12 protein-coding genes and 2 pseudogenes are annotated in these 10,720 nt (G+C 46.4%); 4 read left to right on the top strand and 10 right to left on the bottom strand.

Translation table 11 applies throughout. The features are described 5' to 3' along the window. The first annotated feature begins 440 nt into the window (after positions 1 to 440). From LEP6406_RS33670 to LEP6406_RS33265, 3 genes are all read left to right on the top strand, one after another. Positions 441 to 584: a hypothetical protein gene (locus LEP6406_RS33670; RefSeq protein WP_008308469.1), complete on the top strand. Its 144-nt coding sequence runs from the start codon at positions 441 to 443 to the stop codon at positions 582 to 584. Positions 585 to 662: 78 nt separating this feature from the next. After that, positions 663 to 1,481: an LPD29 domain-containing protein gene (locus LEP6406_RS0225965; RefSeq protein ID WP_008308466.1), complete on the top strand. Its 819-nt coding sequence runs from the start codon at positions 663 to 665 to the stop codon at positions 1,479 to 1,481. A 211-nt stretch (positions 1,482 to 1,692) separates the two neighbouring features. After that, the gene (locus LEP6406_RS33265) at positions 1,693 to 1,989 is read left to right on the top strand and encodes a hypothetical protein (RefSeq protein WP_155834892.1); all 297 of its coding nucleotides are present in this window, start codon (positions 1,693 to 1,695) and stop codon (positions 1,987 to 1,989) included. A gap of 221 nt (positions 1,990 to 2,210) precedes the next feature. Here LEP6406_RS33265 and LEP6406_RS0225960 read toward each other — a convergent pair whose 3' ends face one another. Continuing rightward, positions 2,211 to 2,687 carry an NYN domain-containing protein gene (locus LEP6406_RS0225960; protein ID WP_008308463.1) on the bottom strand — a complete coding sequence of 159 codons (477 nt, stop codon included), beginning with the start codon at positions 2,685 to 2,687 and terminating at the stop codon, positions 2,211 to 2,213. Between the two features lie 251 nt (positions 2,688 to 2,938). On the opposite strand from LEP6406_RS0225960, the gene LEP6406_RS0225955 reads away from it, so the two are divergent. Further along, on the top strand, positions 2,939 to 3,274 hold the full coding sequence (locus tag LEP6406_RS0225955) for a hypothetical protein (protein WP_008308461.1): 336 nt from the start codon (positions 2,939 to 2,941) through the stop codon (positions 3,272 to 3,274). Positions 3,275 to 3,639: 365 nt separating this feature from the next. On the opposite strand, the gene LEP6406_RS0225950 is transcribed toward LEP6406_RS0225955, so the two are convergent. The 9 genes and pseudogenes from LEP6406_RS0225950 to LEP6406_RS33475 form a co-directional block, all read right to left on the bottom strand. Beyond that, positions 3,640 to 6,303, bottom strand: a complete 2,664-nt coding sequence (locus LEP6406_RS0225950) for a pentapeptide repeat-containing protein (protein WP_008308459.1) — start codon at positions 6,301 to 6,303, stop codon at positions 3,640 to 3,642. 43 nt (positions 6,304 to 6,346) lie between these two features. Continuing rightward, entirely contained in the window at positions 6,347 to 7,039 is a 693-nt protein-coding gene (locus LEP6406_RS0225945) for an RNA polymerase sigma factor (RefSeq protein WP_155834891.1), read from the bottom strand. Positions 7,040 to 7,464: 425 nt separating this feature from the next. Beyond that, complete coding sequence (locus LEP6406_RS0225940; RefSeq protein ID WP_008308453.1) at positions 7,465 to 7,728, bottom strand: hypothetical protein; 264 nt, start codon at positions 7,726 to 7,728, stop codon at positions 7,465 to 7,467. Between the two features lie 46 nt (positions 7,729 to 7,774). Beyond that, on the bottom strand, positions 7,775 to 8,068 hold the full coding sequence (locus tag LEP6406_RS0225935) for an NfeD family protein (protein WP_155834890.1): 294 nt from the start codon (positions 8,066 to 8,068) through the stop codon (positions 7,775 to 7,777). Between the two features lie 195 nt (positions 8,069 to 8,263). Continuing rightward, positions 8,264 to 8,434, bottom strand: coding sequence for a nucleotidyltransferase domain-containing protein (locus tag LEP6406_RS35795; RefSeq protein ID WP_081748185.1), 171 nt, complete (start codon positions 8,432 to 8,434; stop codon positions 8,264 to 8,266). 234 nt (positions 8,435 to 8,668) lie between these two features. Next, positions 8,669 to 9,505 carry a formylglycine-generating enzyme family protein gene (locus tag LEP6406_RS0225930; protein WP_008308449.1) on the bottom strand — a complete coding sequence of 279 codons (837 nt, stop codon included), beginning with the start codon at positions 9,503 to 9,505 and terminating at the stop codon, positions 8,669 to 8,671. A gap of 137 nt (positions 9,506 to 9,642) precedes the next feature. Then, positions 9,643 to 9,858, bottom strand: a pseudogene (locus LEP6406_RS35790) (hypothetical protein); the annotation flags it as partial. A 73-nt stretch (positions 9,859 to 9,931) separates the two neighbouring features. Beyond that, a complete protein-coding gene (locus tag LEP6406_RS29845; protein WP_263971278.1) occupies positions 9,932 to 10,498 on the bottom strand; it encodes an RNA-directed DNA polymerase in 567 nt (188 codons plus the stop codon). A 21-nt stretch (positions 10,499 to 10,519) separates the two neighbouring features. After that, positions 10,520 to 10,720: pseudogene (locus tag LEP6406_RS33475) on the bottom strand (IS66 family transposase); the annotation flags it as partial.

Below are 10,720 nucleotides of genomic sequence, written 5' to 3'. Positions count from 1 at the left end.
AACTATTGGAATATCTTATCTTTCCTTTTCTTTGTGGCGCAAAAAGGAAAAGAATGGGCGGGGATCGCTGTGGGCTTGAAATGTGGCTATTGGCTGAAAGCATTGCTATGTAAGCGTTTTGGGCGTTGCAGTCGTTGTGGGAGGTATGGGGCTTCTGCGTTTTAGGCGTTCATTCTTTTCTGGTATGCTTGGGATCGCCCTGAAATGATAATGATAGATAATATATTCTTATTCACTTAACTTTACTATTTCTTTGGTTCGGCTGCTTACCTTGACGTTTTTGGTTTTGGTTGCTAGTGATTTCCTTCGTTTTATAGGCATTTTAGCCTTTTCTTCGTATCTGGCTTTTGTTGCTTTTTACCTTGATTAATTGGCTTATTACCTTGATTGTTAGACAAGGAATTGCTAGAATGTAGTCAAGAAAGAAAGGAGGCGTTGAAATGAATCGGTCGGATCGCATCGAGATTCAACGGCACTTGGAGTCGGGTTTAGATATTCGCGATGTTCCATATCTCGTTCGGGTGCAGCCGGTAAGGCCGCCAGAGGCGGTCTGGTGCAATGGCAGGCTCATCAGCATTGAATGACCGTTGGCGTCTCTAGGAAGCGTTTGAGGGCTCTTCGCTGCTCTCGCTTCCGGTTTGCAGTTTTTTAGGTTTCTCTTTATGGCACGTCGAATGCTCTCGTCTGTAGCTCTACAGGCTAAGGATCTTAGACAACAATTGAAGGCTGTTTTCCCGCTTTGTCAGTTCAGGGTGCGGTCGTCTAACTACAGCATGGGTTCTTCTATCCGGGTGTGCTGGATCGATGGCCCTACGGTCTCTGAGGTGGAAGCGATCGCGAATGAGTATCAATCTGTCAGGCGCGATGAAGGGTCGGGAGAAATCCTCTCTGGGGGCAATCGCTATGTCCACTGTGATAGACGGTTCTCGATCTCGGTCTTTGAATCAGCCGTGATGACGGTTTGTCGGGATTGGGAGGTGGAGCCAGTACCAACGGTGGTCTGTGGGCAATCGGAGTTTTCCTCTCCTCATATTCCTCATGAGGCCAATCCTCAAGGGGTTGGTGGAGGCGTGAAGGATCTTCAGTGGTTGGTGATGGATTATCTGGCTGAAACTTCTTTCTATCCCGTGCAGGAGGCTGATGAGGTGAGCGTTGGCGAAGCCGCTCCGGAGGAGCATCGCGATCGCGGTGGTGCTGGTGAGGCGGTGGAGTCTGTCTTGAAGCCGGGGTCGTCTTGGAATGCGTCGGCGACCCATGCCACAGCGGCTGACCTACAAGCTGTGGAGGTGGTGGAGAATCACGCCAAGAATGGCTTTGAACTCTTTTTTCCGGGTAAGCCGGATCCGGCAACACGTCAACTACTGCGGGCTTCGGGCTTTCGGCCTAGCAAGAAAAAAGCAGGCCAGCGCTACGGAAGGTGGTTTTGGTACGCCAAGCGCACGGAGGGGACTTACGAGTTTGTGGCAGGAATCACTGGGTAGTGGTAGCAATCGCGGTGGAAGAGTATCGCGGATTTAGTTGATTTTGTCGTTTGGTTAAAGGTTTAGAAAACGACAAATAAACCAGGTGATGGATGGCGTCGGTTCGTTCGGTAGGAGGTTTGTGATGGCTTTTGATTTTCCAGTCTGCCCAGTGTGTCGAGGGATCGGGCGTGTTGCTTTGAAGGGTTCTTTGGGTTCAATGAATGGGCCGTTGTGTTCAACGTGTCAGGGAACCGGGAACTTACCGCGATCGCTGCGAGAAGCGTTACTAAGGGCCGCTGAGACGGATTTAAGGGCGGCACGGCGGTATGGGGAAGTCGGCATTGCTCAGACGCACCACGGGCTACTCAATCTCAGTTATGGGCGGGATGCCCAATTCTATGCGTTACGGCGTTTCGATGGCAGTGGGGTGGTCTTAGATCGTGGCCCGAAACGGGTGGTCTTACCAGCTCTCGTTCACAGTTATGTCCTGGTCATTGAGGCGTCAGGCGAGCAACAGCAGTTTTGATGGCAGTTCTTTAGATTAATGCAGGTGCAACAACAGCTTTCGGCGTTGCTGAATAGCTGTATGATTTCGCGGAGTCCTGAATGGCATCGGAAGGCTTACAAGATCCGATTCATACCTTAAGTCAGCAACGCCGGAGCGCGAGCGTTCCTTAACTGGTTTAAGTAGGCAGTGCATTTAGCAGGGCAGGGTTGGGGGTACGCCTCAACCCTGCCTTGCTAAACCTATGCTGCTGATTCGCTCAACCTTGACAAGTCTTCAATGGCATAGGTGTCATGGGGCACCAATGCCCTGATCCTGTTGTTGATTTGGCCACGCCGACCAATTACCACCACCCGCAGCCCCTGATGCTGTAACTCTCGAATGAGGGGGACAAAGTCTTTATCCCCGGCAATCAGTACGACGGTCTGGGGAAATAGATAGCTAACCAACTGACGACAGTCTCGCATCAGGAGATCATCCAGGGCGTTGTGGGTGCAACTTGCCACATCAACACACAACCATCCCAATGATTGAAGCTGTTGCTGCTTCGATATTGAAAAGTTGCGCCAGTAATGATAAGCCTGCATCAGCGTGTTGGGGCCAAACTGCTGCACAAACTTTGCCACCGAATGGCGATACTTTCTGAGGCTGCCGACGTTCTGGCAATCAGCAACTACCAAGGTTACTGGCGCAAAGCGCTTATTTGGTTTTTGAGTCATGATGCAAAATTGAAAAAGGACATCGCCTCGCGATGTGTCCTAACAATTTCCGTCAGATTGCATTTATATCTACGTGGGGGTCGCACCAGGGATGCTATGGCCAGAGAACTGCGCTATTGAATGCCAATACTGTGGCCATGGCATCCCCCGTGCGGCCCCCACGTGGGTATAACTACGTCTGCTGAAAATATTTCCAGGTCACCGAAGCTTGTGTATAAGTTATCCCAAAATCATAAGACCGTCATCAGTGTTTGCCGAACGCATTAGTTTTGAGTGAGTTTCGGCGATTACTCACGGACGGCAATTTGGGTGTGGGGACTGATGCGGCTTGGGCTGTTGGCAAGGAGCGGTTGTTACGACGGCTGAAGCAAACCAGTCCTGACATTCAGGCGCAACTCAAATTAGTTCTGGCAGAAGAGTTGGCCATAGCGGAGAGTCAGTCGCTAGCAGCAGATGCTCAAGCTCTCCTTCAACGAGCTGTCTATGCAGCTCTAACACCGGAAGACTGGGATGACATTGCATCCGCTGCTGCCAAGGCTGTTCAACTCCATGTGGCAGAACATCTTAATTTGCCGAAATCCGCTTGAGTGAGCCTTAACGGACAACAAGATCGCTTCAATTTGCCAAGAACTTGCTGTCGTTTGATGAAGAAAATAAAGCACGACAAAGAAAGCTCTCGTGATGTAGTGACAGAGCTATGGGCCTTGGTGGCTCATGGTGAGCAGTTATTCGCTCTATCAATCTTCGCCATAAGGCATAAACGCAACCAGTGTCCTGTTGTGAGATCGTTCGGGAATTAAGGCATTCAGAAAGAATTTGTTTATACTAAACCTTGCCCAAGTCCAGAAGTGGAGTTTTCCCGGCGGGAAAACTTCACTTCTGGACTTGGTATATAACAGTACAAATCCAATTCGATTTGCCCTGGTTCTACAGCATAACTAAGCCACTCCTATCAGCACACACAGAAATCTCTGGTTTTACAATCAACTAAGAGATTAAGGTCGCTAAGCATTTCTGGGGGAAAATTTGTCCCTGAAGTCAAGGCTTTCTGGGGGTTTGAGCAAATTTTATATATATGAATTCTATATCGACTAATTACACTTACTAAACCGCTAACTTTAGCGAAAAGATTTCTTATTGCTTCATCCTTACTCAGATTTTCGTCTGAATCAAATGACCGTAAGGTCTCACTAATTGCATAGCTTATATCCTTTACTTGAAAGATTTGGAAAGCAAGGAATTTAGTCATGTCTATCGAGCTAGATAGATTTTCTTCATAACCTTGGTGTACTCTTTCAAGGTCTGCTAGGGCATCATCCAGTCTAGACTTAGCTTCTTTTAGATCAGCCAATCGACCATCAATTAGGAATCTTCTTAGATCGGCATCTAATTTCATTGCATAAGCATTTTGCTCAGATGTAAGGTGATAGGTATTCCAGAGAATAGCTTCCTTTGGAAACTGTTGGCAGCCTAAATCACAATAATAAATATTACTGCCAAGCAATTGAGAGTTTTCAAAATCAGCTTCGGCCAAAGAGCTACCCAAAAAGGTACTACTGCTCAGATTAGTGTTTTTGAACTGAGTAGAAACTAAACTAGCACCCTCCAAATTCACGTTACTAAGATTTGCATGGGAAAAGTCAGCTTCATCTAAACAGGCATCATTAAGTTGGGCATAGCGGAGATTTACTCCCGATAAGTTTGTTCCTTTTAGCTTAGCCCCTGACAATTTAGCCTTGAATAAATTAGTTTGTGTCAGATCCAAGTGACTCAAGTTCATATCACTCAATCGGCAACTTGAGAAATTCACATTAAATAAAGTAGTACCTGACAAATTAGAAGACGACAAGTCTGCCCAAGAAAAATCTATTTCTCTGAGACTGGCATCGTTAAACTGAATACCAATTAAAGTTGCTCTCTCAAAATCAACCTTTCTAAATTTACAATGTTGTAGATTAGCATAGGTAAGATCTGCATTTCTAAAGTTAGAATCTATAATTCTAGCGTTTGATAAGTTTGCTCTTTTTAAGCGACATAGAGTCAATCGAGTTCTAATTATTAAAGCATCACTGAGGTTTGCACCCTTCAAATAACTACCTTGAAGTTCGGTATCAATAATTTTAGCCCCCACCAAGCTTGCTTTCTTTAGATTTGCACCTTTCAATACTACACAAGATAGATCAGCACCCTCTAAGATCGCTCCCTGCAAGATTGCTCCAGGTAATACAGCATCAGTCAAGTCTACCAGCTTCATTTCTGCTTGTTCAAAGCTAGCGTTCGCAAGTCTCGAATTTTTGAGATCAGCAGCATTCAAATTGGCTTTATCAAAGTTAGCGCGCGTTCCATGAACTCCGCTGAGATTAGCTCGCTCAAAATTGACACCAGCTAAATAGGCACCTTGAATTTTAGAGCCACTGAGGTCAGCATCCATCAAGTCAGCGTTTCTAGCGGTTACGCCTCGCAAGTCACTCTTATGCAAACAAGCTCCTGTCAGGTTTGCAGAATTGAGAATGCTTCCACCCAACAATGCTTTAGATAAGTTAGCTTTTTTCAAGTTTGCTTTCAGAAAGCTAGTGTTAAGTAGAGTAGCTCCTGATAAATTTGCCTCTTCTAAATTGGTTTCACTAAAGTTACTACGACGCGCTACGACATGAGACAGATCAGCCTGAAATAATGTAGCAGAGGAGAGTTTGACACAGATTAAGCTAGCAGGCTGCGTATTCGTTGCTTCGTCTGCCGCAAAAGAAACATGGTTAAAGTTAGCCTTCTTAGCAACTGAATTATTAAGGTTTGCTCCGTGAAACCTCGCTCTCTCGAAATTTGCTTCCGCTAAATTTGTTCTAATTAAGTTAGTTCTAGAAAGATCAGCCCTTATAAATTTAGCGTGAGCTAATTTTGCACCCCTAAATTCACTTTCAGATAAATCAGCTTCTTCTAGGTTTGCTTCCAAAAGATTTACTCCTCGCAACCGTGATTTAACAATGATGCATCGATAGAGGTTTGCATACATCAGGTTGGCTGCTCCCAGATCGGCATCACAAATAGTAGCGTAGGATAAATCAGCATTAGATAAATCTGTTTGTCTAAGATTGCTGAAATCAAGATTAGCATTCCTGAAATTAGCATTTTTAAGATTAGCACCTAGAAAATTAACACCTCTCAAGTCAGTGTCTTCAAAATTAGCGTTACTGAGATCTTTGCGGGAGAGATCTATTCCATATAGATTTTGACCTCTAAAATCCTTCCCAAGTTTTGAACACAGTTCATAACATGATGATTTAGTATCTATAAATTCCAAGAACTTGATGGCTTGATTTTGATATCGTTCTTGATGCTCTGCACTCAACAGTCCCAAGCAATCAGAGATCAGGTCATCAATCTCATGGATAGCTTTACGCAAGTCAACTTGAGTCAAAGCCTGATCAATAAAATTAGACAAGACTTCTAACTCGTCATCAGAAGGATTTTCTTTTACAGACAGAGAGATATATCGTTGAAAGAATTTACATGATTTTTCGTTCAAATCATACTTCACAAAGATAGCTTTCACTGCTCTCAAAGTCTCTGATGAAAGCAATTCTTCAATCGGTTTGTCAATCAATTCAACATCCATCATGAGTTCTCCCTTGCTTATCTCCTACAAATTGGAAACAGAATTCTCAGAAGCACATATCTTTAGGTAATTTCTTAAGGGCTCGATGATATCGTTGTTTGATACGATTTTCAAGTTGTTTGGACAACATACTTGACACAAGCCCATAATCAATCAGTTGCGCACATACCTGATTCCAAGAAAGCTCATCTATCACTCTAAAATAGATAATCATTGAATCCATTTTGTTCTTAGTGTATTGATTAACTTGATTCACGAAATCATTTTGGCTCACTAATTTCGCATCATTGTTGATTTTACAAGTATCATTAGCGATACATTGATCACGCAATTTCAATTCTCTTTTTTTACTTCTATCCCATTCTCGGATTATATTCTTGCCAGCACCCTTAAACCACGAAAGAAGATTGTGAATTGGTTGATCATTATTAATTTGTTTAAGCGCTCTTCCGTAGGCTTCATTAATAACATCATCAACATCATATCTATGCAGTAAATTATATTGTTTTAGTAATCTGTACAAAAAAGAATATAGAGATTTTCGATCTTGCTCTCTCCTGAGCATGACAACTAAGACTGATTTCAGTTCTTCAGTTGTTCTACAGGTACAATTCTGTTCTTGCAATAAGGATACATCAGGATGGTATATTGATGAAGTCTGCGGAGATAATGTCTCTACTGAATCCCATAGATCTTGAAAGAGGTCGTCACAGTGACCATGAGTATTATCGGGTGTCATCTTATTTATTTGAACCTCAATTACTTATCAAGTATCATGTCGACGATTGCAGATTCCTCACTGTAGCGATCCTATATAAACCTTGGCTCAGTATCTTGTTGCATGGATTTTTCAAGGTTTAATCCATACCGCAATAGCACTGGAACCTAAATGGGGGGCGGCACAAGCCGAGTAGTCAGGGGCAGACTGTGGTGCATTGCTTAGATACTTGTGACGTTTGAGGGAATTAGTGTGACATATGTTAAGAAAGATTACGGGCGATTCCTTCTCTGAGCGTCCATTTTGTCTAGGTTGGCAGCAGGGCTAGAGATCGCTGTCTACTGATCTATGCCATTGACTACGGTCTGCACTACACCTAACGCAAGCCCTAGGAGCGAATTGAAGCTGCACCCATCACCCTCAAGACCCATCACCTCAAGTAATAGTTATCCCTTCTCTATCTTTATAAAGACAGACATGGCCTTCAGTAAAAAGGTGAGGGCCAAGATCACCGCTACTGCACTATCAGCCTGCATTGAAATGCGCCAGTCTTGAGTCTCAATAGACAGCGGTAGGGGGATTTCGGTGCCCTGGGCCTCTGGAGTAGTGGCCAGGGTCAGGGTTTCAGCCTGAGATAAGGCAAAGTCCCACCGAGTAAGTTCGGCAACTGGCGAAAGATGAACCTTGAAAAGAGGGGTAGTATGATTCATTTCAGCACCTCTGGTTAGCGACGAAAACGATCTATTTCTTAGGAAGTCATGCATCAGACCAGCGTTTAATCACCAGTGTGATGCGGTCTACTGCGATGACAATTCCCTCATCTCCCGGATAAAAACGTTCTCCCTTTGCACATTTAGCAATGTACCAAGTACCGTGACACCTCACCTGTTTGCGCTCACCAGGAACCAGGGCTTCTGGCACATAAACGATTTCCCCCTCCATACCTCCAACCAAGGATGGAGTTTGGTCACTACGCTTGAATAGTCGAATCAGAAACAAGATGGCTTGAACCAGTTGGGATTGTTTAGGCGGTGTTAATAGGGTGGTCAAAAGCATTATTTTTACCAAGCTCTATAAAGTAGTGAATAATCAAAGCCTTTTTGTGACATCCACCCAATATTCTTTTGATTCAGTTATCTAAGATACAGTTTGGAGCGGCGTTAGCCATTCTCAAATGATGCCGGTCACTACAACATCTTTGGCAACCGACAAGTCTGCCAAAGCCCTTCTAATTGCCAGGGTGGTTTACTGTTTATGCTCCAGTGCTGGCAAGATCACCAACAGATCAATGTCGCTGTGGGCGATGGACTCCCTTCGGCCATAGGAGCCAAACACAATAATTTTGAGCGGCCTTTCAGGTGACTCTGGGTTCCTGGATAAATCGGGGGCTCTCTGTTGCTGGAGCGGGAATTGCAACTGATGTCCGGCTAATTGCGCACAACTCTAAAAAGGCTGAGAAATCGCTGAAACGCCTGTGTGACAAGTGCTTCAAGCAATTCCTGACGAAATCATGGAAAGCGTTGAGAAGCAAGGCTTTCCATGATTTCATCACCCGTTAGAAGACCAGTGCCTAATCTTCAAAGTCGTGAATCAGACCTACTTTTAACCCCCTGAAAAATCGCCAGAGGGTAAGAGAGAAAAAGGGTAAGACTAGCGAGTCTCATCTTGGAGAGTCGTCGGGGCACGACAGACAACTCGAAAACCGATATAGTAGCTGCGGTTGCCGGGATAGTAGTCGAAGCGATAGGCAGAACGGCAAATCCTTGGAACGACGTCCCAGGAACCGCCGCGCCTGACGCGAGATGCGCCTTCGTTGTCAGTTAACCAAGCGCTGCCATCGGTGGGTGCCCCTTCGTAGTTGCTATGCCAGTGGTCTTGGCACCATTCCCGCACGTTGCCGTGCATGTCGCACAGTCCCCACCCATTAGCGATGCCAAAATGGTCTACGGGGGTGGTTTCTTCCCGATAGTCTCCTTTGGGGCCGTTGCTGTAGGTAGAGGTGCCGCGATAATTCGCCACCTCTGGGGTAATCGTTTCCCCGAAGTGGAAGGGGGTCGTCGTGCCCGCACGGCAGGCATATTCCCACTCTGCCTCTGTGGGCAGGCGATAGTCTCGTTCGGTATAGCGGCTGAGCCGTTGGCAAAACTCCACCGCCTCGTACCAACTCACTTGCTCTACCGGTCGATTTGCCCCTTTGAAGTGGGCGGGTTCAGCTTCAAGGGCACAACTGACTTGGGGCATTGCTACGACGATTCGCCACTGGGCCTGGGTAACGGGGTAACGCCCCATAAAAAAGGGGGGCACTGCCACCTCGTGTTGGGGGCCTTCATCTTCATCTCGATTTGGCTCCTCGGCGGGTGACCCCATGGTGAAGGTGCCCCCGTTAATCAGCACCATATCGAGGGGAATTGCATCTCCTAGACCGTCTAGGGGCTCAGTGAAGCAGCGGGTTGTCCCTGGTGATTTACGAACAGTGAAAGAGGGCATAGGGATAGGGGGTCGTTAGGCAGCAGACTTGCTGGGTCACGCTAGCGCTGACCCAGCCTACAAACAAATTCACGTTTAGCGCTGCTCTAGCTTTCAAATTGGATGGGTCAGCAAACTCTTCGGTTGCCCTACCAAGCTCACTGACCCTTTTGCTTTTCGGATGCTGTTGCCAGCATCACAGGGCTAGGTCTGGACTCTTCACGGCACACCCGCCAGATTTCCACCTGCCAGCTCTGGCACCAAAGAGTACTCGGGGCACGACAGACAACTCGAAAACCGATATTGTTGTTGCGGTTGCCGGGATTGTTGTTGTTGCGATAGGCAGAACGGCAATTCCTTGGATTGTTGTTCCAGGAACCGCCGCGTTTGCCGACCTAGCCCGCTATTAACGGTAGTGGCAGTGAAGCGCACTGTAAAGGGAGACAGTCAGAACTCCGCATCCAGAATATCTTCTGGCTCCTCAACCAGCAACGGTGGCGGATGAAATGTCAACTGCTCAAAAATTTCACGCCGTAGGCGCTGGGTATCCCCGTTCAGCAAATGTGCTTCCCAACTTTGCAACCGCTGGATTAGGTCTTTTAGAGAAATTTGACCCGTGGCATAGTCTTGCTGTAGCTGCCGGAGTCGCTGCCGTGCCCGTTGCAGATTGCGGTTGCGCACTCGAACCTGAATATCCTTTGGAAAACTCTCTCCATGGGATAGGAGCCGAAAGCCTAGAAAGTTAGCTCCATAGCGCGTGGCAGAAAGCTGGCTCTTGATCGGATGAATTTTCAAGCGGAGGGTGGCTAGATAGTTCTCGATCTCACCCCTAGTCTCTGCCAGAAAACTGCGATCGTCTGAAAATAAGGCAAAGTCATCCACATACCGCAGGTATTTCTTGACCTTGAGTTGCTCTTTTACAAAATGGTCGAACCGATTTAGGTATAGGTTGGCAAAGAACTGGCTGGTGAGATTTCCAATCGGTAAGCCTTTGCGCCGCTCTAGGGGTGTCAGCAGGGGTAAGCCTTCAGGGGGTCACGGCGCGATTAGGGTTTCAGGCTGATGAGTGGCCAAAGGCAGCAATGAAGGAGGCGCTTGACCAAAGCGAGCCGACCAATAGGCTTGAGTGAGAAAGTCCAGCACATCTCGCTGCTGCATCGTCAGAGAAGAAACCGTCGTCAGCATCCGGGCGACAAACTCACTGCCGGCCTGAGACTCCGCCCCAAAGCTGATGCG

This window comes from Leptolyngbya sp. PCC 6406, assembly GCF_000332095.2.
Lineage (GTDB): Bacteria > Cyanobacteriota > Cyanobacteriia > Phormidesmidales > Phormidesmidaceae > PCC-6406.
This window is presented reverse-complemented; position numbering and strand designations above follow the sequence as displayed.

Bases quoted from the DNA above. Each gene is read 5' to 3' on its own strand.
- LEP6406_RS0225940 (WP_008308453.1), bottom strand. From the start codon at position 7,728: ATGAATCATACTACCCCTCTTTTCAAGGTTCATCTTTCGCCAGTTGCC.
- LEP6406_RS0225945 (WP_155834891.1), bottom strand. From the start codon at position 7,039: ATGACACCCGATAATACTCATGGTCACTGTGACGACCTCTTTCAAGAT.
- LEP6406_RS33670 (WP_008308469.1), top strand. From the start codon at position 441: ATGAATCGGTCGGATCGCATCGAGATTCAACGGCACTTGGAGTCGGGT.
- LEP6406_RS0225950 (WP_008308459.1), bottom strand. From the start codon at position 6,303: ATGATGGATGTTGAATTGATTGACAAACCGATTGAAGAATTGCTTTCA.
- LEP6406_RS0225965 (WP_008308466.1), top strand. From the start codon at position 663: ATGGCACGTCGAATGCTCTCGTCTGTAGCTCTACAGGCTAAGGATCTT.
- LEP6406_RS0225930 (WP_008308449.1), bottom strand. From the start codon at position 9,505: ATGCCCTCTTTCACTGTTCGTAAATCACCAGGGACAACCCGCTGCTTC.
- LEP6406_RS0225960 (WP_008308463.1), bottom strand. From the start codon at position 2,687: ATGACTCAAAAACCAAATAAGCGCTTTGCGCCAGTAACCTTGGTAGTT.